The sequence below is a fragment of the Blautia sp. CAG:237 genome, assembly GCF_000436615.1.
Classification (GTDB): Bacteria; Bacillota; Clostridia; order Lachnospirales; family Lachnospiraceae; genus Blautia_A; species Blautia_A intestinihominis.
Map to the genome: position 1 here is coordinate 15,409 of NZ_FR886763.1, position 23,494 is coordinate 38,902.

General features: G+C 47.1%; 22 protein-coding genes and 1 riboswitch. Of the genes, 6 read left to right on the plus strand and 16 right to left on the minus strand.

The window, feature by feature from the left end:
• Window position 1: 1 nt before the first annotated feature.
• From ychF to QZL69_RS11515, 13 genes are all read right to left on the minus strand, one after another.
• Entirely contained in the window at window positions 2-1,099 is a 1,098-nt protein-coding gene (gene ychF, locus QZL69_RS11455; protein ID WP_022215342.1) for a redox-regulated ATPase YchF, read from the minus strand.
• Window positions 1,100-1,181: 82 nt separating this feature from the next.
• Window positions 1,182-1,841 carry a thiamine diphosphokinase gene (locus QZL69_RS11460; RefSeq protein ID WP_022215343.1) on the minus strand — a complete coding sequence of 220 codons (660 nt, stop codon included), beginning with the start codon at window positions 1,839-1,841 and terminating at the stop codon, window positions 1,182-1,184.
• An 8-nt stretch (window positions 1,842-1,849) separates the two neighbouring features.
• The gene (gene rpe, locus QZL69_RS11465) at window positions 1,850-2,524 is read right to left on the minus strand and encodes a ribulose-phosphate 3-epimerase (RefSeq protein ID WP_022215344.1); all 675 of its coding nucleotides are present in this window, start codon (window positions 2,522-2,524) and stop codon (window positions 1,850-1,852) included.
• On the minus strand, window positions 2,525-3,403 hold the full coding sequence (rsgA, locus tag QZL69_RS11470; RefSeq protein WP_022215345.1) for a ribosome small subunit-dependent GTPase A: 879 nt from the start codon (window positions 3,401-3,403) through the stop codon (window positions 2,525-2,527).
• A gap of 3 nt (window positions 3,404-3,406) precedes the next feature.
• The gene (gene pknB, locus QZL69_RS11475) at window positions 3,407-5,614 is read right to left on the minus strand and encodes a Stk1 family PASTA domain-containing Ser/Thr kinase (RefSeq protein WP_022215346.1); all 2,208 of its coding nucleotides are present in this window, start codon (window positions 5,612-5,614) and stop codon (window positions 3,407-3,409) included.
• Complete coding sequence (locus QZL69_RS11480; protein ID WP_022215347.1) at window positions 5,608-6,354, minus strand: Stp1/IreP family PP2C-type Ser/Thr phosphatase; 747 nt, start codon at window positions 6,352-6,354, stop codon at window positions 5,608-5,610. The genes pknB and QZL69_RS11480 overlap by 7 nt, the downstream gene beginning before the upstream one ends.
• Before the next feature lies 1 nt (window position 6,355).
• Window positions 6,356-7,396: a 23S rRNA (adenine(2503)-C(2))-methyltransferase RlmN gene (gene rlmN, locus QZL69_RS11485; protein WP_022215348.1), complete on the minus strand. Its 1,041-nt coding sequence runs from the start codon at window positions 7,394-7,396 to the stop codon at window positions 6,356-6,358.
• A gap of 2 nt (window positions 7,397-7,398) precedes the next feature.
• Window positions 7,399-8,751, minus strand: a complete 1,353-nt coding sequence (gene rsmB / locus QZL69_RS11490) for a 16S rRNA (cytosine(967)-C(5))-methyltransferase RsmB (RefSeq protein ID WP_022215349.1) — start codon at window positions 8,749-8,751, stop codon at window positions 7,399-7,401.
• Window positions 8,744-9,445: a zinc metallopeptidase gene (locus QZL69_RS11495; protein WP_022215350.1), complete on the minus strand. Its 702-nt coding sequence runs from the start codon at window positions 9,443-9,445 to the stop codon at window positions 8,744-8,746. Before QZL69_RS11495 ends, rsmB begins: the two co-directional genes overlap by 8 nt.
• Before the next feature lie 4 nt (window positions 9,446-9,449).
• A complete protein-coding gene (fmt, locus tag QZL69_RS11500) occupies window positions 9,450-10,400 on the minus strand; it encodes a methionyl-tRNA formyltransferase (protein ID WP_022215351.1) in 951 nt (316 codons plus the stop codon).
• Between the two features lie 22 nt (window positions 10,401-10,422).
• Window positions 10,423-10,914, minus strand: a complete 492-nt coding sequence (gene def / locus QZL69_RS11505; protein WP_022215352.1) for a peptide deformylase — start codon at window positions 10,912-10,914, stop codon at window positions 10,423-10,425.
• Window positions 10,915-10,989: 75 nt separating this feature from the next.
• Window positions 10,990-13,209, minus strand: a complete 2,220-nt coding sequence (priA, locus tag QZL69_RS11510) for a replication restart helicase PriA (protein WP_022215353.1) — start codon at window positions 13,207-13,209, stop codon at window positions 10,990-10,992.
• Window positions 13,206-14,678: a UDP-N-acetylmuramoyl-L-alanyl-D-glutamate--2,6-diaminopimelate ligase gene (locus tag QZL69_RS11515; RefSeq protein ID WP_022215354.1), complete on the minus strand. Its 1,473-nt coding sequence runs from the start codon at window positions 14,676-14,678 to the stop codon at window positions 13,206-13,208. Before QZL69_RS11515 ends, priA begins: the two co-directional genes overlap by 4 nt.
• 158 nt (window positions 14,679-14,836) lie before the next feature.
• Window positions 14,837-14,944, plus strand: a riboswitch (TPP riboswitch).
• Window positions 14,945-15,029: 85 nt separating this feature from the next.
• On the opposite strand from QZL69_RS11515, the gene thiW reads away from it, so the two are divergent.
• From thiW to thiC, 4 genes are read left to right on the plus strand one after another with little or no spacing between them, the layout of a single operon-like run.
• On the plus strand, window positions 15,030-15,539 hold the full coding sequence (thiW, locus tag QZL69_RS11520; RefSeq protein ID WP_022215355.1) for an energy coupling factor transporter S component ThiW: 510 nt from the start codon (window positions 15,030-15,032) through the stop codon (window positions 15,537-15,539).
• Window positions 15,540-15,542: 3 nt separating this feature from the next.
• Entirely contained in the window at window positions 15,543-16,349 is an 807-nt protein-coding gene (locus tag QZL69_RS11525; protein ID WP_022215356.1) for a hydroxyethylthiazole kinase, read from the plus strand.
• 31 nt (window positions 16,350-16,380) lie between these two features.
• A complete protein-coding gene (gene thiD, locus QZL69_RS11530) occupies window positions 16,381-17,190 on the plus strand; it encodes a bifunctional hydroxymethylpyrimidine kinase/phosphomethylpyrimidine kinase (RefSeq protein ID WP_022215357.1) in 810 nt (269 codons plus the stop codon).
• Between the two features lie 35 nt (window positions 17,191-17,225).
• Window positions 17,226-18,536, plus strand: a complete 1,311-nt coding sequence (gene thiC / locus QZL69_RS11535; protein ID WP_022215358.1) for a phosphomethylpyrimidine synthase ThiC — start codon at window positions 17,226-17,228, stop codon at window positions 18,534-18,536.
• An 18-nt stretch (window positions 18,537-18,554) separates the two neighbouring features.
• On the opposite strand, the gene QZL69_RS11540 is transcribed toward thiC, so the two are convergent.
• From QZL69_RS11540 to QZL69_RS11550, 3 genes are all read right to left on the minus strand, one after another.
• A complete protein-coding gene (locus tag QZL69_RS11540) occupies window positions 18,555-19,817 on the minus strand; it encodes a DUF11 domain-containing protein (protein ID WP_022215359.1) in 1,263 nt (420 codons plus the stop codon).
• Between the two features lie 414 nt (window positions 19,818-20,231).
• Window positions 20,232-20,924 (minus strand): D-lyxose/D-mannose family sugar isomerase, encoded by a 693-nt coding sequence (locus tag QZL69_RS11545; RefSeq protein ID WP_022215360.1) that lies wholly within the window; start codon window positions 20,922-20,924, stop codon window positions 20,232-20,234.
• Window positions 20,925-20,945: 21 nt separating this feature from the next.
• A complete protein-coding gene (locus tag QZL69_RS11550) occupies window positions 20,946-21,839 on the minus strand; it encodes an aldose 1-epimerase family protein (RefSeq protein WP_022215361.1) in 894 nt (297 codons plus the stop codon).
• Between the two features lie 144 nt (window positions 21,840-21,983).
• Between QZL69_RS11550 and arcC the strand changes: the two genes are divergently transcribed.
• Window positions 21,984-22,916, plus strand: coding sequence for a carbamate kinase (gene arcC, locus QZL69_RS11555; RefSeq protein WP_022215362.1), 933 nt, complete (start codon window positions 21,984-21,986; stop codon window positions 22,914-22,916).
• A gap of 197 nt (window positions 22,917-23,113) precedes the next feature.
• Complete coding sequence (locus tag QZL69_RS11560) at window positions 23,114-23,437, plus strand: helix-turn-helix domain-containing protein (protein WP_022215363.1); 324 nt, start codon at window positions 23,114-23,116, stop codon at window positions 23,435-23,437.
• Window positions 23,438-23,494 lie beyond the last annotated feature (57 nt).

Below are 23,494 nucleotides of genomic sequence, written 5' to 3' on the forward strand. Positions count from 1 at the left end.
ATTATACGTTAAATCTGAACAGAATTACATCTCCATCCTGAACAATATATTCTTTTCCTTCCATGCGGACAAGTCCCTTTTCTCTTGCACCTGCATAAGAACCGCAGTCGAGAAGATCTTTGTAATTAACAACCTCTGCCTTGATAAATCCACGCTCAAAGTCTGTGTGGATCTTACCTGCTGCCTGTGGAGCCTTGGTTCCGATCTTGATCGTCCATGCACGTGTCTCATCCTCTCCTGATGTAAGGAAACTCATAAGTCCCAGGAGGCTGTAACTTGCTCTTACCAGTTTCTCAAGACCAGATTCCTTAAGTCCCAGATCCTCGAGGAACATTTTTTTCTCATCGTCATCGAGCTCGGAGATTTCTTCTTCGATCTCTGCACAGATCACGAATACTTCGCTCTTCTGCTCGGCTGCATATTTACGTACAGCCTGTACATGCTCGTTAGATGCTCCATCATCCGCAAGATCATCCTCACTTACGTTTGCAGCGTAGATCACCGGTTTCCAGGTGAGGAGATTATAAGTTCCCATCCATGCTTCCTCATCCTCAGATTCCAGTTCCATTGTGATTGCCATCTGTCCATCCTCAAGATGTGCTTTGACTTTCTGGAGGAAATCAAGTTCTTTGGCAGCTTCTTTGTCCATACGTGCTGTCTTGGTGACTTTGGCAATTCTTCTCTCAAGGATCTCGATATCAGAGAAGATCAGCTCAAGGTTGATGGTCTCGATATCTCTGAGCGGATCGATGCTTCCATCTACGTGGATGACGTTCGGATCCTCAAAGCAGCGTACTACGTGAACGATCGCATCTACTTCACGGATGTTTGCAAGGAACTGGTTTCCAAGTCCCTCACCTTTGGATGCGCCCTTTACAAGACCTGCGATATCAACGAATTCAATGACTGCCGGAGTTACTTTCTTGGAGTGATAAAAATCTCCCAGAAGTTTCAGTCTCTCATCCGGTACAGTAACAACGCCCACATTCGGGTCGATGGTACAGAAAGGATAGTTTGCTGATTCTGCACCTGCTTTTGTCAGTGAGTTAAATAATGTACTCTTACCTACGTTCGGTAATCCAACGATACCAAGTTTCATTGCTCTATTTCTCCATTCCGTTATTTATTTGATTGTATTTTTCTGCTTAATTTTAGCACACGTGTCATAAAAAGTCTATCATTTAGTCTCTTGACATGATCATGAGAAGTTTTCCTGTTTCAAAGGTGACTTCTGCTTCAGGATCTGAGATCTCATTGCTGACAGTCAGACCGCTGTCCTCAACTTTGAGAGTATAGCTGTTCAGAGGATATTTGAAGCCTTTCAGAGTTAGTCCTGTAACCTCTCCTTCGATCGGGAAGAAAGAGACATATTTCCCGAACTGCTCTTCTTTCTTAAGGATCATTCCGCTCTCGATCAGACTCATATAGTTGTATGCGTCAACAAGAACGATCTGTACCTGTTTTATTTTTCCAAGCATCAGAAGACCGAAATTTGCCATCAGATGATCGATGCGGTTTCCTGTCGCCCCCAGGATCATAATACGTTCTGTTCCCTGTTCGATCGCATAATTTGCTGCTGACTGTGTGTCGGAATCGTCCTTCTCTGGCTTCAGTCTGCGAATTTCCGTATGTTTGAGAGTTTCCATATATTTCGCGCCCTCCGCAGAAAGACTGTCAAAGTCTCCCACTGCCACATCCGGTTCCAGATCTGTTCCCATAAAGAATTCCACGCCACGGTCTGCTGCGATCAGACAGGTATTCTCTGTTTTGTTTTTTTTCAAAAAATCGAGGGCAAAATCTTTATGGATATTGCCCCCGCTTACGATGATCGTATCTTTCATATTATGCCTCAATTTAACGTTTCGCTGATATCCTGCATCTTCTGCTGGATTCTCTGTACATTTGATTCAAGATCACCATTAAACACGTAAGAACCTGCAACAAGAAGGTTTGCACCTGCACGCATTGCGGTTTCCATAGTAGAATCATTGATTCCTCCATCTACCTGAATGTCTACATTCAGTTCTTCTCTGTCTATAATCTCTTTGAGTTCCTGAACCTTTTCTGTACATTCCGGAATATACTTCTGTCCGCCAAATCCAGGCTGAACCGTCATGACAAGTACCATATCCACATCTTCCAGGAGATGGCTGATGTCATTGACCGGGGTCGCCGGTTTGATAGAAATACCAACTTTGACACCTGCATCACGAATCAGTTCGATCGCACGTTCCAGATCCTCGCACGCCTCTGCATGAATGGTAATAGAATCCGCGCCGCAGTCTACAAAATCCTGAATATAACGTTCCGGTGCGCTTACCATAAGGTGTACATCAAAAAACATCTTTGATTCTTTGCGGATAGAGCGGATCACCGGCATTCCAAAAGAAATACTCGGTACAAAATCTCCGTCCATAACATCAATATGAAGCCATTTCACTCCCTGTTTCTCCAATGTCTGAATCTGTTCGCCCAGACGGTTAAAATCCGCTGATAAAATAGACGGGCACAACTGATATTCCATTTAATATCTCCTTTTCTCTTTCAATTCTTCATATAAATTAAGATAATCTTCGTACCGGATCCTGCTGATCTCGCCCTGTTCAAGAGCTTCCTTTACTCTGCATCCCGGTTCGTGGATATGACGACAGCCCTGAAAACGGCACTGGTCATCATACTTGCGAAACTCCGGAAAATAGTCCTTGAGTTCCTGTTCTTCCATATCCATAAGATACAGGGAAGAAAATCCCGGCGTATCCATAAGAAATGTATTCTCTCCTACCGGGATAACCTGTGAATGTCTGGTCGTATGCTTTCCTCGTTTGAGTTTCCGGCTGATCTCACCTGTCTCCATCTGAACTTCTGCCTGGAGAAGATTCGTCAGAGATGATTTGCCAACGCCGGAAGGTCCTGCCACGACCGTTGTTTTACCTTTGAGGATTCTGTGAATCTCGTCAATACCCTCCTCCTCCAGTGCGCTAGTGAGAAGAACCTGATATCCACAGCTCTGGTAGGTCTGATAAAGCTCCTGTGTTTCCTTTTCTGTTGCAAGATCTTTTTTGTTAAAGCATATGACTGCCGGAATGTCTGCCTGTTCCATCATGATCAGGAAACGGTCCAGCAGCATGAAATTCGGCTTTGGATTGTCCATTGCAAAAATCACAAATGCCTGATCTACATTGGCAACTGCCGGGCGGATCAGGGAATTTTTGCGGGGGAGGATCCTGGTCAGGTTCCCCTCCCGTTCCTGTTCATTCAATACTGTAATCTCTACATTATCACCAACCAGTGGTTTCTGATTATCCTTTCGGAAAATACCCTTGGCTTTACATTCATAAAGCACTTCGTTCTCTCCGTAAACATAATAAAACCCGGCAATTCCTTTGATAATTTTACCCTGCATGAATTACTCTGCTTTCTTGAAAGTCAGTGGATAAGAACCAAGCTGCTGGAAGTTTCCGTCAATCAGCTCTGATACATACAATGTTCCTTCGCTGACTCCTGACGCACCTGTAATATCCAACGTATACGGGAATGTAATCGCCTCTCCGTCAACCACTTTAGTAGAAGTTGTTTCTCCGTTTACTTCCTGGATCAGTTCCAGACGAATTGCACCACCCTGATATCCATTTGGAGTATTCAGTGTCTGCGTACATTTCCATACTTCGCCGTTTGCAGCAGCTGTGCTCTGCTGCGCCGTATCTGCTGTGGAAGCACTGTCTGTTGTTGTATCTGTTGTAGTTGTTGTATCTGCCGGAGCCTGATTGCCGCTGCTTACTACGATAGAGATCGTTTCATCCGGATTGCCGTATGCGGTGTCCCCATCCTCTGAAGTTGCAGATGGATCCTGTGAGATGACCTGTCCTGCCGGCACTTCACTGCTCTGCTGTTCTGTAATCTGAATGTCTGCCCATTTACCAAGTGTAGTGATCGCTTCATTCTTAGTCATTCCTACTACATACGGAATCTGTGCAGTATCACCATAATCCAGACCACGGCTGACTGTCAGGGTTACTGATCCGCCTGCTGTCATGCTTGTGCCAGCTTCCGGTGATACGGCCATAACATATCCTGGTTCTGTAAGCGGCCATCCACTGTCATCTGCTTCACTGTATTCTTTCTGTACGGTTACAGTAAGTCCAAGATCTTCCAGCGTCTGCTGCGCATCTACTCCTGTCTGGCCGGAAACACCTGGTACTGTGATTTCCTGCTGACCTTTACTGATATAATATTTCAGAGTTGTATACTGTTCAACTTTGGTTCCTGCCGGAATATCCTGAGAAGAAATTCGTCCCTTTTCCTGCGTGGAGTTCTCTTCTCCCATCATCTGCTTGCCAAGCTTTTCTTCTTCCAGAAGAGCAGAAGCCTCTTCCTCTGTCTTGCCTACCAGAACCGGAACAGTAACCATTCCGTCTTCGTCTGCTGTATCTGCTGCCTGTTCTGTCTGCGGTGTGGTTTCTGCCCCATCACTTCCGATGATGCCGGCAGCCTTGCCGATCACAAAAATTGCCCCCACCAGGACAACTGCGCCTGCAAGAAGTGCAACGATAGTTACTGCTGAGTTCGGTCCCTTTTTCTTCTTTTTCCTGTCAGATTTCTTACCAGCCGGAGTTTCCTCATAGTCCTCGTCATCGCTGTCATAATCTGTATCATAAATTTCATCTTCCAGATCTTCTACATCTGATTTCTTTGAAGATGCACGTGGAGTATTCTTGATTTCTCCCAGTTCTTCGTCTGAAATCACCACTGTCTTGGCTTCATTGTCCACGGAAGATAATGTCACAAAATTTCCCTGAGGATCGATCAGTGAATGTTTCAGGTCTGCAATGACATCTTCCATTTTCTCGTAACGGCGGCCAACACTCTTCTGGGTACATTTCAGGATGATCTGCTCCAGACTGTATGGAAGATTCTCTGTGTACACACTCGGCGGTACCATCTCTTCCTGCAGATGCTTGATCGCAATAGCTACTGTAGTATCTCCGTCAAACGGAACCCTGCCTGTGACCATCTCATAAAGTGTGATACCAAGAGAATAGATGTCACTCTTCTCATCACTGTATCCGCCGCGCACCTGCTCCGGTGAGCTGTAGTGTACAGATCCCATCACATTGGAGCTGATCGTATTGGAAGATGCGGCTCTCGCGATTCCGAAATCTGTTACCTTTACTTTACCATCTGTAGAAATGATGATATTCTGCGGTTTGACATCACGGTGTACGATTCCATGGTTATGTGCTGCTTCCAGTCCCATAGATACCTGAATGGCAATACTGGTCGCTTCTTTGATGGAAAGTTTCCCCTTCTTGGCAATATATTCCTTAAGAGTGATTCCTTCGATCAGCTCCATGACGATGTAATATACACCGCCGTCATCTCCTACATCAAATACATTGACGATATTCGGATGTGTAAGGCCGGCTGCTGCCTGTGCCTCGCTGCGGAATTTGCGGATAAAAGTTGTATCCTCTCTGAATTCCGGTTTTAATACTTTGACCGCAACAAAGCGGTTGAGTTTATGATCCTTTGCTTTATAGACATCGGCCATTCCGCCGGTACCTATTTTTCCTAAAATTTCATAACGTTCTGCTATGATCGTTCCCGTCTTTAACATTTTTCCACCTCATTCGTGAATGGTTCTACCAGTACAACTGCAATATTATCCTTACCACCGTTCTGGTTGGCTTCTCTCAGAAGTCTCTCACCCTTCTGCGGCAGTTCCTCATTCTGGTTCAGTATAATTTCTTCGATTTTGCTGTCTTCTACCATATTGCTCAGACCATCGGAACACATAAGGATGGTACTGCCCGGTTCCATCTTCAGGTCAAAAAAGTCAATATCTACGGTTCTCTCTGCACCAAGTGCTCTTGTGATGATGTTTTTGTCCGGATGATTTCTCGCCTCTTCCCGCTTGATCTCTCCGAGTCTGACCATCTCTTCTACAAGTGAATGATCCCTCGTAACCTGGCGAATCTTTCCCTGGATGATATACAGGCGGCTGTCACCAACATTTGCCACATATAGATAATGGCCTACGACCGTAGCCACCACGATCGTCGTTCCCATCCCGCGCAGTGCTTCTTCTCTCCTGGCGCATTCAAGGATCTCTGTGTTGGCTTTCTCAATGGCATGACGAATCACCTTGATTGGGTTGAAATCTGCATCCTTTTGAATCTCTTCTACCAAAGTCTGAACGGCATGAGAGGAAGCGTAATCTCCCGCATTATGACCGCCCATTCCATCGGCAACAACGAACAAATTCTGGAGATTTCCTACAGGGGTTTCGGAAACGAACACATAGTCCTGGTTCATCTTCCGCTTCTGCCCTACATCCGTAGCTGAATATACCCTCATGTCACTTCTCACTTTCTGTTTTTTCCATGTAACGTTTTCTTAACTGACCACAGGCACCGTCAATATCGCTGCCCATTTCCCTTCTAATAGTACCATTTATTCCGTATTTTTCAAGATTTATTTTGAAATTCTCAACAGCCTGTCGGGTAGAACGCACGAAAGAACGCTCTCTGACCGGATTGACCGGGATAAGATTTACGTGACAGTTCAGTCCCTTAAGACGGCCTGCAAGCTCTTTTGCATTCTCTTTACTGTCATTTACGCCTGCTACAAGGCTGTACTCAAAGGTGATCCTTCTGCCTGTCTTGTCAAAATAATTCCGACAGGCTTCCAGAAGCTCATCGATCGAGTATTTATTGGCGATCGGCATAAGCTCGCGCCTTTTCTCATCGTTCGGCGCATGAAGAGATACAGCAAGCGTCATCTGAAGTTTCTCGTCTGCAAGCTTGTAGATCTGTGGAACAAGGCCGCAGGTAGATACTGTCAGGTTCCTCTGGCTGATGTGGATACCGCCTTCTTCCGTCAGGATATGTATGAAGCGAAGAAGGTTATCATAGTTGTCCATCGGCTCGCCGGTTCCCATCACAACCACATTGGATATACGCTCGCCAAGTGATGTCTGGATTCTGTAGATCTGATCCAGCATCTCTGACGGAAGCAGGTTTCTCGTAAGTCCGCCGATCGTGGAAGCACAGAATCTGCATCCCATACGGCACCCCGCCTGAGAAGAGATACAGACAGAGTTGCCGTGCTTGTATTTCATAAGAACACTCTCGATCATATTTCCATCAGACAGGCGGAACAGATATTTCCTGGTGCCGTCTATCTTGGATATCTGGACATCCAGTGTCTCCAGAACCGTGATCGGATACTGCTCCAGCTTCTGCCTGAGGCTCTTTGGAATGTTTTCCATTTCGTCGTAAGAAGTGACCAGATGCTCGTGCAGCCAGCTGTAGATCTGCTTTGCGCGGAAAGGTTTCTCTCCGAGTTCTGCCATAAGCCCCTTCAGTTCTTCGACGGTCATTGATTTTATGTCTGTCATTTTTATTTCCTTCTGAATTTTGCCATAAAGAATCCATCCGTTCCGTGAACGCCTGGAAGCAGCTGCAGGTAGCCGAGGCTGGTCGTTTCGGATTTGAGTTCATCCGGAACAAACTCATCAATGCTTTCCAGTTTGAATGGATGGTTGTTCATAAACCACATCATATTTTCTTCGTTTTCTTCTTTGGCGATCGTACAGGTACTGAAGATCAGAACGCCGCGCGGCTTCACATACTCTGCTGCCTTGTCCAGAATGTTTCTCTGGAGGATCACCAGTTCTTCCTCTTTCTGTGCAGTAGAACGATATTTGATCTCTGGTTTCTTACCGATCACACCGTAGCCGGAACATGGTACATCAGCAAGTACGATATCTGCCTTGCACTCAGATTCCACATCGAACACTGTCGCATCCTGCACATGTGCCTGTACATTGATGGAGTCGGTGCGGTGGATATTTTCCTGGATCAGTTCAACCTTATACCGGCTGACATCTCTTGCATCCACGGTTCCAAAGCCTTCCATCTTGTCTCCCAGATGAATGCTCTTACCGCCCGGTGCCGCACACATGTCGATGATATAATCACCTTTCTGCGGGTTTGCGATCTCGGAAACAAGCATGGAGCTTACATCCTGTGCCACGATCTTACCCTCGATAAATGCATCCAGTGCAAGAATGTGGTTATAATCAGAAATCCTGAATGCATACGGAAGATACGGCGCCGGTTCTACCTTTACACCCTGGTTTCGGAGGCTTTCGCAGGTCTCCTCTACAGAATTCAGATATGTACGGCAGCGTACAGTGATCGGTTTTTCTTCCAGAAAATCCGCCAGCATCTTCTCTGTGACTTCCTCGCCATAATCATTCAGCCAGCGCAGAACAAGTGGTTCCGGCATGGAATATCTGACAGAAAGATAACGGACCAGATTTACCTTTCTCGAAGGATATTCAAGTTCATCCATCTGTCTCGCTATCGTCCGGAGCACGCCGTTCACAAAAGGTTTCAGGTTGTAAAATCCCTTTCGCTGGGCAAGTTTCACAGCCTCATTGCAAACTGCGCTGTCCGGCACTCTGTCCATGAATTTCAGCTGATACACCGCGCTCCTGAGGATCTCACGGATCGGCGGTTTCATCTTGTCCACGGTGATCTTTGAAAAAGAATCTATTATATAGTCAATGAGGATCCTGTATTCCAGAGTCCCCTCACAGACTCTGGTAATAAAGGCTCTCTCCTGCTTCGGAAGGAACTGATATTTGGAAAGCGCATTGCGGATCGCAATATGGCTGTGTTCTCCTTCTTCATTGATCTGAAGGAGGATCTCCAATATCATTTCTCTTGTATTGATACCACTAGTCATCTCGTCTTCCTCCTGCCAGTATCACAAGTCTCAAAAGTTGTAAAATAGATGCCGCAAGTGCTGCAACATATGTCATGGCAGCTGCAGTCAGCACCTTGCGGGCTCCCTTTGTCTCATCTGCCCCAAGGATTCCTGTGCTCTGAAGCATCTTGAGTGCTCTTGCAGATGCATTGACCTCAACAGGAAGTGTCACAAGCTGAAACAGAACTGCCAGTGAAAACAGCACGATACCTGCTGTTACCAGCGGGCGGATGCCTGCAAAAAGTCCGATCAGAAACAGCGGCCAGGAAAGACTGCTTCCGATATTTGCTGCCGGAACGATCGCGCTCCGCATCTCCAGCGGTGCATAGTTGGTCGCATGCTGGATGGCATGACCACACTCATGTGCTGCAACTCCGACTGCTGCCAGAGAAGTCTGACCGTAAATATCCTGGGAGAGATTTACCGTCTTTGTCCGCGGATCATAATGATCTGTCAAGCTTCCAGCTACCGGTCTTACCTGTACATCTGTAATCCCGGCACTGTAAAGGATCCTTCTGGCTGCTTCTTCTCCGGTAAGTCCTGATGCGCTTCTTACTCTCTTATAACGGGCAAAGGTGCTTTTGAGCTTTGCAGATGCCGCGAGAGACAGAAGCATTCCGATGATCAGAAGAAGATACGTCCAATCAAATCCATAGTATCCATATCCGTACATATTATCACTCCTTATGATCTGTCAGCATGGTTCCCTCAGTTACCTGATAGCCGCGAAGGAAAGCATCTGTTTCCATACGCTTCTTTCCCTCAAGCTGTACTTCGCGAAGGACGAGAACATCTTCTCCACAGGCTACGTGGATTCCTGTTTTATCCACCGCTGTGATCGTTCCCGGTGTGGTTTTTCCACCATTTGCGCCCTTTTCTACTGTGGATTTCCATACTTTAAGTGTTTTTCCATTGAGGAAGGTGTAGGCGCTCGGCCACGGGTTCAGGCCGCGGACCAGTCTCTCAAGTTCTTCGGCACTCTTTGAAAAATCCATAAGTCCCATTTTCTTGGTGATCATCGCTGCATACGGGGTCGGGCTTTCCTCCGGCTGTTTCTCATAAGTAGCAGTTCCGTTCTCTATAGAAGGAAGTGTCTCCATCAGAAGATCAGCCCCTGCCTGTGCAAGTTTATCAAAAAGACTGCCGCCTGTTTCCTCTGTCTCGATTGGTACAACGATCTTGGAGATCATATCTCCGGTATCCAGACCGGTTCCCATTCTCATGATCGTCACGCCGGATTCTTTCTCTCCGTCAATGACTGCCTGCTGGATCGGTGCTGCACCTCTGTATTTCGGAAGCAGGGAAGCATGGATGTTGATACATCCATATTTCGGAAGATCCAGGATTGTCTTCGGGATGATCTGTCCAAAAGCTGCCACAACGATGATATCCGGTGCAAGTCCTGTAAGTGTCTCCACAAATTCCGGATCACGTACTTTGGCCGGCTGGTAAACCGGAATTTCATGTTTCATGGCTTCTTCTTTGACAGGAGTTGGCATAAGTGTCTTGCCTCTTCCCTTCGGTTTGTCCGGCTGTGTCACAACTGCCGTGACCTCATATCCGGCTTTTACCAGTGCGGCAAGCGGCGGCACTGCAAAATCCGGAGTTCCCATATAAACTATTTTCATAATATGCTCCTTTTTTCGTCTGTTATTCGAAATCCTCAAATTCCTCATCCTCGTCATAGCTGGTTCTGTGAAGTTCTCCTTCTACCAGGTCTGTGTACATCTTGCCATCGAGGTGGTCGATCTCATGGCAGAAAGCTCTTGCGAGAAGTTCTGTTCCTTCGTAGATCACTTCTTCCATGTCTTCGTTCATTGCCTTTACTTTGACATAGTTCGGACGGGTCACCTGTCCTGCCATGCCCGGAACGCTTAAGCATCCTTCGTCTCCTGTCTGTTCGCCGGAGGTTTCAAGAATCTCCGGATTGATCAGGACGATCGGACCATCCCCGATATCAATAACTACGATTCTCTTGAGGATTCCGACCTGCGGTGCTGCAAGTCCTACTCCCATCGCTTCATACATGGTATCAAGCATGTCATCTACTAAAGTTACGATCTTTGGTGTAACTTCCTTTACCGGTTTGCTTACCTTTCTCAGTACCGGATCTCCTTCTGTTCTGATTGTTCTGAGTGCCATTTCTTTCTTCCTTTCTTTTGTCCTTTATATATTAGTGTACTGTATCACTCACATTTCGCAGAATGACGCAGTACACTAGCTGTAATCAAACTGTATATATAATTTCCGGAAACCGGAATTTACTTCGATATATTTTTCTGCTTTATCCTTGATGTCCATCAGCACACGTTCTTCCTGATGTTTCAGGTAGATGACCTTGTGGTAGACATCGTTGATCTTCCCGACGGATGCATAGGCAGGACCGATCACGTGAAGGTGGTATTTTTCCCCGATCCGTTCTACGAATCGTCCGAGATAATCCATGCCCTGGCTCAAAAGTTCCTCATCTTCTCCCGCAGCAAGGATCGACAGCATATGTGCCGCCGGCGGATAATCCATCAGAAGACGGTAGCTCATCTCCTCGCGGTAAAAAGCTTCATAATCCTGGGTTGCCGCGGTCTGGATACTGTAATGTTCCGGATGGTATGTCTGGATCACTGCCTCTCCCGGCTTATTGCCCCGTCCAGACCTTCCGACTGCCTGAGTCAGAAGCTGAAATGTCCTCTCTGCACAGCGATAATCGGCCGCATTCAGAGAAAGGTCAGCCGCCACTGCACCAACCAGAGTCACATCCGGAAAGTCGTGTCCCTTGACGATCATCTGGGTTCCCACCAGGATATCCGCTTCATGGGCGGCAAAAGATGACAGGATCTGCTCATAACTTCCTTTATTTCTTGTAGTGTCGTAATCCATGCGGAGAACACGGGCTTTCGGAAAAGTCTTGTGAAGGACCTGTTCGATCTGCTGTGTTCCCGCTTTGAAACCGCCGATATAAGGCGAACCACAGGACGGACACTGCTCCACACGCGGTCTCTCATAGCCACAGTAGTGGCAGACCAGCTTTCCATTGTTATGTTCTGTCAGTGCGACATCGCAGTGTGGACACTTAAGAGCCTCCCCACAGGAACGGCAGGAAACAAAGCCCGCGTACCCGCGCCTGTTCAGGAACAGGATGGACTGTTCATTATTTCTCAGACGTTTCTCCAGGGAACCCTTCAGTTTACGGCTCAGGATCGAACGGTTCCCTGCTTTTAATTCTTCCCTGAGATCCACAACCGATACTTCCGGAAGCGGACGATCCTCAAAGCGGGCCGTCAGCTTCGTCAGCAGATATTCGCCGGAAACCGCCCTGCTGTATGCTTCCAGGGACGGCGTCGCTGAACCAAGGACCACATGTGCACCTTCCTGCGCTGCCCTCTGCACAGCCACCTCTCTCGCATGATAACGTGGACTGTTCTCACTCTTATAAGTCTGCTCATGTTCCTCATCAATTATGATAAGTCCCAGGTTGGAAAAAGGTGTAAAAAGAGCGGAACGCGGTCCCACCATGATCTGGATTTCTCCGCGCTTTGCTCTTCGAAACTGGTCATACCGCTCACCCATGGACAATCGTGAATTCAGGACCGAAACCTTGTCTCCAAACCATCCATAAAATCTGCGTACTGTCTGGTATGTCAGGGAAATCTCCGGGATTAGTACGATCACCTGTTTTCCCTGTGCTACTACCTGCTCGATCAGTTTCATATAAACCTGCGTCTTGCCGCTTCCGGTGACACCGTGGATCAATACCGGACGCGGAGTTTCCTTCTGCCATTCCTCCTGAATCTGGCAAAGGACTTCCTGCTGTGCCTCAGTAAGACTTGACAGTTTCTCCCTTGGGATCGAACCTTCCTCTATCGGAATGCGGTAAATTTCATCCTGCTGGATATGGACAAGTCCCTGCTCAACGAGAGGTGCGATCACTGCCGCAGTCATGCCCAGTTCTTTCGAAGCTCTGGTATAGTCAAGTTTCGGTTCCTCGCAGAGTGCCCGAAGAAGTCTCGCTCTCGCTTTACATCTGCCTTTTTCGAGATTTTGTGCAAGGGCAAGGGCTTCTTCTCTGTCAATATTGAGAAGAACATAGCGTTTTTCTTTGGATTTGACTTTTTCTCTTACTGGAAGGACCGTCTTGAGTGCCTGTGCCATCGTGGAACCATATCGTTCTTTCATCCATGCAGCAAGGGCGATCAGTTTTTCCTCTGTTGTTTCCTCGCTGCTGCAGATTTCCTTAAACGGTTTGATCTTTACCGGGGCCAGCTTGGGCTCCCGGGAAAGTCCGATCACATAACCTCTGCGCTCATGATTTCCATTTCCAAAAGGAATGGATACCACCATTCCTATATGGATCTGGCTTTCCAGTTCCTGCGGAACGCGGTACTGAAAACTCCGATCCAGTTTCTCATGGGAAATATCTACAATGATATCTGCATACATCATTGATCTTTTTCCTGATCCTCCTTCAGAATCTCTGCGATCAGAACTCTTTCATCCATAGGATACTTCTTTCCTTTGATCTCCTGGTAATCTTCATGTCCCTTTCCGGCAAGGACAATGATATCGCCCGGCTCTCCATGATGGATCGCATAGGCGATCGCTTCCTTACGGTCACAGATCTCTACGTATTTGCCGTTTGTTTTGGCAATTCCTGTCTTGATGTCGTCGATGATCGCCTGTGGCTCCTCGAATCTCGGGTTGTCTGAAGTAATGATAGTCAGATCTGCCATTCTTCCGGAAACCTCACCCATTTCATAACGACGGGATTTTGCACGGTTTCCTCCACAGCCGAACAGGCACACCAGTCTGTGCGGATGATATTCTCTCAGAGTTGTGAGAAGACTCTCCAGCGCCATCGCATTGTGTGCATAGTCGATCATCAGAGTAAACTCATCGGATACCTTGATCATCTCGATACGCCCTTTGACTCTCGCTACTTTGAGAGCTTTGATGATGTTTTCCTGGGAAACCTTGAAATGACGGCAGATGGCGATCGCAGTCAGGGAATTGTAAATGCTGAATTTACCTGGAATATCGATTTCTACCGGGAAGTCCATAAGACCTTTGACATGGTAGGAAATTCCCAGATATCCCTTGCCGCCGACCATATGTGCATCTTCTGCGCGAAGGTCTGCCTCCGGTGAAAATCCATAAGTCTCCAGATTGCAGGTATGGCCTTCGATAATCTTCTCAAAGTGCTCATCATCGCGGTTTACGATGCCGACTTTGCACTGGCGGAGAAGCATGGATTTGCAGGCAAGATAATGTGCGAAATCTCTGTGCTCGTTCGGTCCGATATGATCGGGTTCGATATTTGTAAAGATACCGTAGTCAAAAACAAAGCCCTGTGTTCTGTGAAGCATCAGTCCCTGTGAAGAAACTTCCATTACTACACAGTCACATCCTGCATCTACCATCTTGCGGAAATATTTCTGAACGACAAAAGATTCCGGAGTTGTGTTGGCTGCCGGGATCACCTCGTCACCGATGATCGCCTCGATGGTTCCGATCAGGCCGACTTTGTATCCGGCGTTTTCAAGGATGGATTTGACCATGTAGGTGGTTGTGGTCTTTCCTTTGGTTCCTGTGATTCCGATGGTCTTGAGCTGTTCTGCCGGATGTCCGAAATATGCGGCAGAAATGAACGCCATTGCATAGCGTGTATCTTCTACCTTGATCACAGTGACATCCTGCGGTGCTTCCACATCGTCCTGGACTACCAGTGTCTTTGCTCCTTTCGCAACTACATCCGGTACAAATTTATGTCCGTCCACAACTGCACCTTTGATACAGATGAACAGAGAATTCTCGATCACTTTGCGGGAATCATACTCTACAGTACTGACTTCCTGCTCCACGCTGCCCTGGCAGCAGGTATATTCCAATCTCTCTAATAATGATGAAACTTTCATATTTATTCTGATCCTCCTCACTTCGGGATATACTCCATTATAGGATATCACAGGTCGAAGTCTTTTTCAATGTCCGGTCTGTGTCCGTTTTTTATAAAAAGCGGTCCGAATTTTTTCTTGTCATATCCTGTAATGGGCTGTATAATAGTAGCGTAAAATATATGAAACAGGGGAGCTGGCTGAAGCTGGCTGAGAGGAAACTGACTGGTTTCGACCCATAACCTGATTTGGATAATGCCAACGTAGGGAAATACCGAAGATTTTTCAGGAGAATTTCCCCGCGGATTTCTCCTTTTTTTGCGCTAATTTTTCAGACCAGATGTTTCATAATTAACAAAGGAGGTCAAACCAATGTCAAAGAGCAATACACATGCCGCACAGAAGCTCGCCGTTGCCGGTGTACTGACAGCAGCAGCCGTAGTTGGAAGCTTCTTAAGTGTTCCGGTTGCCGGAAGCAAATGTGCTCCGGTACAGCATATGGTCAATGTATTCTCTGCCGTCCTTCTCGGACCGTGGTGGGGGATCGGCATTGCATTCTGTGCAAGCCTGATCCGAAATCTGCTCGGGATCGGAAGTTTTCTTGCTTTTCCGGGAAGCATGGTCGGAGCCCTGTGCTGTGGACTTATGTACCATTTCACCAGAAAATTAAGTCTCACCTGTGCTGCGGAAGCACTTGGAACCGGCGTTCTCGGCGGACTTGCCGCTTACCCGGTTGCACGTTTCGCTATGGGACTTGCCCCTGCCGGATTTACGGTATACATGATCCCGTTCTTTATCTCCACTCTGGCAGGCAGCATCCTCGCCTATGTGCTTCTCCGCATCTTCGAGAAAAGCCAGGTGCTTGACACAGTAATGAGGTAATTTATGGAAAGAAACGAAATTCTGGCTGCGATCCTTAGGAAACAACCAAAGATCCACTGTCTGACCAATCCGGTCACGATGAATGATGTTGCAAACATCCTTCTCGCTGCCGGCGGAAGTGCCGTGATGGCGCAGGATGAACAGGAGGCTGCTGAGATCACTACTTTCTGTCAGGGAACCCTTCTCAACACCGGTGTCCCTGATGAAGCCAAGATCCGGGCGTGCATCCTTGCCGGGAAACGTGCCAATCAGCTTGGTCATCCTGTTGTTCTCGATCCGGTCGGTGTGGGCGGAAGTTCTTTTCGCCGGAGAGAACTCCGGAAGCTTCTGGATCATGTGCATCCGGCTGTGGTCCGCTGCAATCAGGAAGAAGCGGCTGTACTCTGTTCTTTTCATTCGGAACAGGAAACACATTTTTCCCACGGCGGCGTGGAAAGCAGCCTGCATATGGATGCGCAGAACCTGACACAACTCGCGCGGACTGCTTCCAGACTTTATAACTGCACCTTTTTTATTACAGGAAAAACAGATGTCGTATCAGACGGCGAACAGACCATTTTGCTTAGTGGCGGCGATCCAAGGCTCTGCCGGATCACGGGCGGCGGCTGCATGCTCTCTGCCCTGTGTGCCCTGTTCTGTTGCAGCGAAGCATCTGCCTTCGAGGCAGCGTCCACGGCCGGTCAGCTCTGGAAGGAAATTTCAGAGGAAGCCGGAAGACATACAGATCAGAATAGCGGCGGCATCGGACAGTTCCACATGTCACTCATGGATATGACCGAGCAGAAAATATTTTTTTCCGCTCGTTTATAAAAAAATTATTTGCAACAGGAGGAGAACCACTATGAAAAAGAAAACAGTACTGACTATCGCAGGAAGCGATTCCAGCGGCGGCGCAGGCATTCAGGCGGATATCAAGGCGATCACCATGAACGGTGTCTACGCTTCCAGTGTGATCACTGCCCTGACTGCCCAGAACACTACCGGAGTATATGGGATTCTGGAAACACCGGCTGATTTTATCGCCGCACAGATGGATGCCGTATTTTCTGATATTTTCCCGGATGCCGTCAAGATCGGCATGCTTCCGTCCCCGGAGGCTATGGAATGTGTTGCTGCCAAACTCCGCCAGTACAAACCGGAACATATTGTCCTGGATCCGGTCATGGTGTCTACAAGCGGACATCGTCTGATGGAACCGGAAGCCGAAGAAACACTCAAGGCAGAACTTTTCCCGCTGGCAGAGCTCATCACACCGAATATCCCGGAGGCTGAGGTTCTGACCGGACTTCTCATCAATGATGACAGTTCCATGGAACACGCATGCCGGGAGCTTTTTGCAAGATTCCACTGTGCGATTCTTCTCAAAAGCGGACACAGAACCGACCATGCAAACGATCTCCTCTACACCGGAGACGAAACGCTCTGGATCAAAGGTGAACGTATTGACAATCCGAATTCACACGGAACAGGCTGCACGCTTTCCAGCACGATCGCAGCCACTCTCGCCAAGGGATATTCCCTCGGTGATTCTGTTGCCAAAGCCAAGGAATATCTTACAGAAGCACTCCGGGTAAACCTTGATCTCGGAAATGGTCACGGACCGGTAGACCATGCCCTCGGTGGACAGCATACTTCTTATTTTTACAATTAAACACTTTTAAATTTTACATAAACAGGAGGAAACTTATGACTCAGTATACAACTCAGATGGATGCCGCAAGAAAAGGCATCGTAACACCACAGATCAAAACCGTTGCAGAAAAGGAACACATGCCTGTAGAAAAAATGATGCAGCTCGTAGCAGAAGGTAAGGTTGCCATCTGTGCGAACAAACACCACACCTGCCTGAACCCGGAAGGTGTCGGAAGCATGCTCCGCACCAAGATCAATGTAAACCTTGGTGTATCCAGAGACTGCAAGGATTATGACATTGAAATGCAGAAAGTCATGAAAGCCGTAGACCTCGGTGCTGAAGCGATCATGGACCTCTCCAGCCATGGAAACACACAGCCATTCCGTCAGAAACTGACACATGAATGTCCGGCAATGATCGGAACTGTTCCGGTATATGACAGTGTCATCCACTATCAGAGAGACCTCTCTGAACTGACTGCTCATGATTTCATCGATGTGATCCGTCTGCACGCAGAAGATGGCGTTGACTTCGTTACTCTTCACTGTGGAATCACCCGCAAGACTATCGAACAGATCAAGAAGCACAAACGTAAAATGAATATCGTAAGCCGTGGCGGAAGCCTTGTCTTCGCATGGATGAGCATGACCGGCGAAGAAAACCCGTTCTATGAATACTTCGATGAGATCCTTGATATCTGTGAAGAGCATGACGTGACGATCTCCCTCGGAGATGCCTGCCGTCCGGGATGCCTTGCTGACGCTACTGATGTATGCCAGATCGAGGAGCTTGTCCGTCTTGGTGAACTCACCAAACGCGCATGGGATCACAACGTACAGGTTATGGTCGAGGGACCGGGACACGTTCCTCTCGATCAGGTTGCAGCCAACATGAAAGTACAGCAGACTATCTGCATGGGTGCTCCATTCTATGTACTTGGACCTCTCGTTACAGATATCGCACCTGGCTATGACCACATCACAGCAGCGATCGGTGGTGCCGTTGCCGCTATGAACGGAGCTGCTTTCCTCTGCTATGTAACACCGGCTGAACATCTGGCACTTCCGAATGTTGATGATGTTAAACAGGGAATCATCGCTTCCAAGATCGCAGCCCATGCGGCAGATATCGCCAAAGGTATCCCGCACGCCAGAGATATCGATGACAAGATGGCTGATGCACGCCGTGTTCTTGACTGGGATGCACAGTTTGCCTGCGCCCTCGACCCGGAGACAGCCAAAGCGATCCGCGACGACCGTCTTCCGGAGGACGACCACAGTGATACCTGCAGTATGTGCGGTAAATTCTGTGCTGTTCGAAGCATGAACAAAGCTCTTGCAGGAGAACACATTGATATCCTGTAATCTGTAATCTTATTTAATCTAGTTTCGCATCCGGCTGCGCACCCAGCCAGCCGCGAGAAGGGAACCGGGGATCATCATGAGCCACAGGACAGGCTTCATGGGATCCCCGGTTTTTGGATGCGTGGAAGCTGCCTGCCCTTTTTTCTCTGCATTCTGGTTTGGTGCACCTTCATCTGAAACTGCCTCTGGTTCTGGTGTTGGTGTCTCTGCTGTCCTGTATACCTCGATCTCAGTCTTTGATGTTACTTTTCGTTCCCCTGTTTCTGTTGTTGTCACGCTGACCTCATTTACAAGTTTCTGGTCTTTCAGTTTCTCCGGAAGCGTCACCTCCGCCAGAAGCCCCACAGAACACCCTGGCTCGATCTTCTCGATCCGTGCTTTCGTCCTGGCTTTGTTCAGTACGATCCCTTCTGCTTCCAGAAACCGCACCGAAACATTCTGAAGCTGAAATTTTTCTGTCGTTACCACGGAGTGAAGTGTCCTCTCCCCGGTGTTTCGGATGCATATCTGAAAAGTGACTTTATCTCCCGGCACTGCCATTGTGCGGTCAGCCGTCTTTGTGACCTGAAAATCTGCTTTGAGCGGGAGGATTTCTGTCTCACTGCTTTGTTCCACTGAGACAAGGCTTCGAAGTTCGCCCGTTTCTTCCTCTTCATACTCTGCAGTTCCATTCAGATACAGGCAGATCTTTCCCGACTGTGTCTCTGGAAGCTGTACAGAAAAATAAAATTCTTTTTTTATCCCTGTTTCCAGCTTTTCCAGTTTCAGGTTCTTTTCCTGGATTTCTGCATCTTCCGCTTCTTCCCATGTTCCCTCCAGCGATGTATCCGAAAAAGTGCTCTGAAGACAGATGTTTTTGAGAGGACATTTGCCCGTGTTTTCCACTGAGATCGTATAGAGCAGTTCTTTCCCTGCTTTGATCTGGGTCTGCTGCGGGGTTATCCACATTTTGTACGATGGTGTCTGATCCTTTTCCTCCGAATCGGTGAACGGCGGTATATCTGTTGCAGTGGGAGATTCTGTAATTTCCGGTATTTCGGTTATTTCCAGAGTTTCCGCTGCTTCCATTGTCCTTATCTCATCCACCACTTCTGCCAAATCCAGCTCCTGTTCTGTCTCAGACTCTTCGGGCGGATTTATTTCTTCCGCATCTTCCAGAAAAATATCACTTTCCGCCAACTCTGCTCCCAGAACCGCACTCCCACTTCCCATCAGAAGCGAACAGGACATGATAAGGGCTGCACCTGTCATTTTCCAGTTTCTCCATATTTTATTTTTCATAAAAACATACTCCTTTTTACTCTGCTTTACTGTTGTTTCTGTCCAGGAATATGTTCACACAGTCATAGGCATCTCCCCTTCCCTTCCGTTCTGTTTACAGATCTAATCAAAAATGGAATGTTTTCGTCGAACGACGATAAGAAAAAATAACTCTCAAATGGAATCCTGCGAAATAAGATTCCGACTTAATGAATGTAACATGTTCTGCTCAGATATACAAGGATATCCTGTAATTATAAAATTTATTTAAGATTTATTTATAAAATTTCGATTTCTTTTAGAATCCGTACACAGTTTGCACACATTTATTTCTTATAATAGGTCTTGGATAGATGAATAACCACTCTCTATCTCCCCCCTCAAAAAAGTTAAGGAAACAGGTCGCCTGAGTTCAGGCGGCTTTTCCTTATGTCTTTATTTCTCCGGTGCAGGCGGGTATTCATTGCACAGAAGACGGTATGGCGGCTCGTCTTCCTCAATTTCCGGGAAACGACCTACTGGCGGTTCGAAGCGGTTGTCGGTATTGTCATCGTTACACTGGCTGACTTCTCCGATCAGGACTGCACCTGTTCCCGGTTCTACTTCAAAATCATGGTACATTCCCTGCATAATGCTGATGCTCATTCCCGGTTCCAGGCGGACCTGCGTGCCTGCCGGAACTACTCTGGTCTCTCCGTCGATATGGACTGTCACATCATTCTGCTTATCAATAGACTCATCCGGCAGAGAATTAAAAACACGGATCAGGATGTTTCCACCGCCTCTGTTGATAATATCCTCCATCTTGTACCAGTGAAAATGATTCGGAGCGTACTGTCCCTCTTTTAAATAGAGAAATTTTTCTGCGTATGGTTTTTTATATTTATCCTGCATCTTAAGATTTCCGTTACGGATCGTAAACAGTGAAAATCCTACTTCATCAAACTTTCCGAGACCATAATCTGTGATATCCCATCCCAGCATGTTGTCACGGATCTCATCAAACTCATGCCCCTTTGATTTCCATTCTTCCGGCGTGAAATCTGCAAACTTCGGAAGGAAATATTGATATTCCCTCAGCATATTTTCCAAGTCTTTTAATGCTTTGTTGATTTCTGATCTTTTCATAACTGCCGTCTCCTTTTTGTATTATTTTATCCTATCTAGTGTAGTGAGCATAATGCTCCATGTGTTTCTGTACTCTTCTCCAGATTTCAGAGCATGCAGGTTCTTCTGTTTCTCCAGATCTTCTACGATATTTTTGCGGGAAGGAAGGGAACTCCATGGTTCTACACACATATAATCTACTTCCGCATGTGGCCAGTGCCAGAATCCCAGATAATCCATATTCGGAAATGCAACTCGAATCTCTTTCTCGCCTTTTTCACTGTTGATCCTTATTTCTTCTGGCATATTTTTTAATACGATCGCATCATTGTCGAACAATGTATGTTCCAGATTCAGGTATCGCCCCTGTACAAGCTGCAATGGTTCATCCTTTTCCAGTACAAAACAGTCCTCTGAAAGAAGGATGCGGCGTGGTTTGGCTCCCTCGCCAAAATCAATTCGATAATCTTCAAATTTCAGGTCATCTTCAAACGGGATCTGAAAACCCGGATGTCCTCCGATGCCAAAATATATGGTTTTGTCATCTGTATTTTTTACAAGATAAGTAATCGAAATTTTTTCATTTTCCAGTTTCCATGTAATATCCAGCACAAATTTAAACGGATATTGTCTTTCCGTTTCCGGTGAATCCTCCAGTCTCAGTGTCAGTTCCTCTTCTTTGTGTTCCACCAGGTTCAGCTCTGCAGTTGGAAGAAATCCATGTATATCCATATGATACGTCTGTCCCTGGTATGTATAACTCTGATCGGTCATCCTTCCTATATAAGGAAAAAGATTCGGTCCTCTGTCTGTCCATGTTGCAGCATCCCCCTGCCAGAGATATTCTCTGCCCTGTGCGTCACGGATCGACTGAAATTCCCCTCCTCTGGATGATATCTCCAGAGTTAGTTTCTGATTTTTGATTGTATAGTTCATGCTTTTAACCTCCTATTCTGTCAGTATATCATGCCAAGGGGATGTATTCTATCTTTTTATTGCAATTCCACGCCCATTCTTTTATAATATAGATAATTATTCACACCAAGTTATACCAAAACTGAAAAGAAACGAGGAATCCATATGAGCGAAAAAACCGTAGTTGTTGCTCTTGGTCACAAAGCCCTTGGCACAACACTTCCAGAACAGAAACTTGCTACCAGAGAAACTGCTAAAGCAATTGCAGATCTTGTAGAAGAAGGCACACGTGTTGTCATCTCCCACAGTAACGGACCACAGGTCGGCATGATCCACACAGCAATGAATGAATTCGGTAAAGCACATCCGGATTACACTTTTGCTCCGATGTCTGTCTGCTCTGCCATGAGCCAGGGTTACATCGGATATGACCTCCAGAATGCGATCCGTGCTGAGCTCATCTCCCGCGGTATTTACAAACCGGTTGCCACGATCCTGACCCAGGTTGTTATCGATCCATACGATGATGCTTTCGGTGAACCTGAGAAGGTGATCGGTCGTGTCCTCAACGCAGAGGAAGCGGAGGCAGAGGAAGATAAGGGTAACTTTGTTACCGAGACTGCACCTGGCGAATACCGCCGTATCCTTGCAGCTCCGAAGCCGCAGCGCATCGTCGAGATCGAGACAGTACGTGCCCTTACAGATGCCGGTCAGGTCGTGATCGCAGCCGGCGGCGGCGGAATTCCTGTTATGGAACAGGGAATCAACCTCCATGGTGCAAGTGCCATCATTGAGAAGGATTTTGCAAGCGGACTTCTTGCAGAGGAGCTGAACGCAGATACTCTTCTGATCCTCACTAGTGTTGAGAAAGTCAGCCTCAACAAAGATACTGACCATGAAACCTACCTCGGTGCGCTTTCCGCAGAAGAAGCACAGAAATACATCGATGAAGGTCAGTTTGCTGCAGGCTCCATGCTTCCTAAGATCGAGGCAGGTCTTTCCTTCCTCAGCAAAGGCGAAAACCGCCGTGCGATCATCACGGACATCGCTCACGCCAAAGACGGCTACAGAGAAAAAACCGGAACTATCCTCAAATAATTACGGTATATCCCCCAACCATATCAGAACGCTGCCCTGTGCATCCCGTGCAGGCGGCGTTCTTCTTTTGTGCATCGTATCAGCGTGTCATTTGTGTCGTTTAATCTAATCTTTCCACTTAGGCACTATTTCGTTAATATATATAGGAAGTATTTACTAGTTTTTTACACGCACAAATGACGATGAGGTGACTTATAATGACAGAATTAAATCCTTTGGATCGTATCCAGGAATTATGTGATGAGCGTAACTGGTCTTACTATCAACTGGCGAAAGTATCCGGAATCGCGTATTCCACGCTCAGTACAATGATAAACAAACATAATATGCCTTCCCTTCCTACTCTGCAGAAACTCTGCTCCGGGTTCGGCATCTCCATTACCGACTTTTTTGATCCAGGAAACAGCAGCAAAGGGCTTACTTCTGACCAGGCACAGTGTCTGAAACTTTTTACTGCACTGAGTCCGGAGGACAAAACTCTGGCGATCACCTATATGAAGGGACTGTCAAAAACCTTATAAAACCATCCAGATCCTGCATTTACGGGCTGCCATGTTACTGGCAGCTCTTTTTTGTCT

What these genes read in the sequence shown, in the direction of transcription:
- ychF (WP_022215342.1), bottom strand. Translation starts at nt 1,099, where the DNA reads ATGAAACTTGGTATCGTTGGATTACCGAACGTAGGTAAGAGTACATTA.
- QZL69_RS11460 (WP_022215343.1), bottom strand. Translation starts at nt 1,841, where the DNA reads ATGAAAGATACGATCATCGTAAGCGGGGGCAATATCCATAAAGATTTT.
- rpe (WP_022215344.1), bottom strand. Translation starts at nt 2,524, where the DNA reads ATGGAATATCAGTTGTGCCCGTCTATTTTATCAGCGGATTTTAACCGT.
- rsgA (WP_022215345.1), bottom strand. Translation starts at nt 3,403, where the DNA reads ATGCAGGGTAAAATTATCAAAGGAATTGCCGGGTTTTATTATGTTTAC.
- pknB (WP_022215346.1), bottom strand. Translation starts at nt 5,614, where the DNA reads ATGTTAAAGACGGGAACGATCATAGCAGAACGTTATGAAATTTTAGGA.
- QZL69_RS11480 (WP_022215347.1), bottom strand. Translation starts at nt 6,354, where the DNA reads ATGAGGGTATATTCAGCTACGGATGTAGGGCAGAAGCGGAAGATGAAC.
- rlmN (WP_022215348.1), bottom strand. Translation starts at nt 7,396, where the DNA reads ATGACAGACATAAAATCAATGACCGTCGAAGAACTGAAGGGGCTTATG.
- rsmB (WP_022215349.1), bottom strand. Translation starts at nt 8,751, where the DNA reads ATGACTAGTGGTATCAATACAAGAGAAATGATATTGGAGATCCTCCTT.
- QZL69_RS11495 (WP_022215350.1), bottom strand. Translation starts at nt 9,445, where the DNA reads ATGTACGGATATGGATACTATGGATTTGATTGGACGTATCTTCTTCTG.
- fmt (WP_022215351.1), bottom strand. Translation starts at nt 10,400, where the DNA reads ATGAAAATAGTTTATATGGGAACTCCGGATTTTGCAGTGCCGCCGCTT.
- def (WP_022215352.1), bottom strand. Translation starts at nt 10,914, where the DNA reads ATGGCACTCAGAACAATCAGAACAGAAGGAGATCCGGTACTGAGAAAG.
- priA (WP_022215353.1), bottom strand. Translation starts at nt 13,209, where the DNA reads ATGATGTATGCAGATATCATTGTAGATATTTCCCATGAGAAACTGGAT.
- QZL69_RS11515 (WP_022215354.1), bottom strand. Translation starts at nt 14,678, where the DNA reads ATGAAAGTTTCATCATTATTAGAGAGATTGGAATATACCTGCTGCCAG.
- thiW (WP_022215355.1), top strand. Translation starts at nt 15,030, where the DNA reads ATGTCAAAGAGCAATACACATGCCGCACAGAAGCTCGCCGTTGCCGGT.
- QZL69_RS11525 (WP_022215356.1), top strand. Translation starts at nt 15,543, where the DNA reads ATGGAAAGAAACGAAATTCTGGCTGCGATCCTTAGGAAACAACCAAAG.
- thiD (WP_022215357.1), top strand. Translation starts at nt 16,381, where the DNA reads ATGAAAAAGAAAACAGTACTGACTATCGCAGGAAGCGATTCCAGCGGC.
- thiC (WP_022215358.1), top strand. Translation starts at nt 17,226, where the DNA reads ATGACTCAGTATACAACTCAGATGGATGCCGCAAGAAAAGGCATCGTA.
- QZL69_RS11540 (WP_022215359.1), bottom strand. Translation starts at nt 19,817, where the DNA reads ATGAAAAATAAAATATGGAGAAACTGGAAAATGACAGGTGCAGCCCTT.
- QZL69_RS11545 (WP_022215360.1), bottom strand. Translation starts at nt 20,924, where the DNA reads ATGAAAAGATCAGAAATCAACAAAGCATTAAAAGACTTGGAAAATATG.
- QZL69_RS11550 (WP_022215361.1), bottom strand. Translation starts at nt 21,839, where the DNA reads ATGAACTATACAATCAAAAATCAGAAACTAACTCTGGAGATATCATCC.
- arcC (WP_022215362.1), top strand. Translation starts at nt 21,984, where the DNA reads ATGAGCGAAAAAACCGTAGTTGTTGCTCTTGGTCACAAAGCCCTTGGC.
- QZL69_RS11560 (WP_022215363.1), top strand. Translation starts at nt 23,114, where the DNA reads ATGACAGAATTAAATCCTTTGGATCGTATCCAGGAATTATGTGATGAG.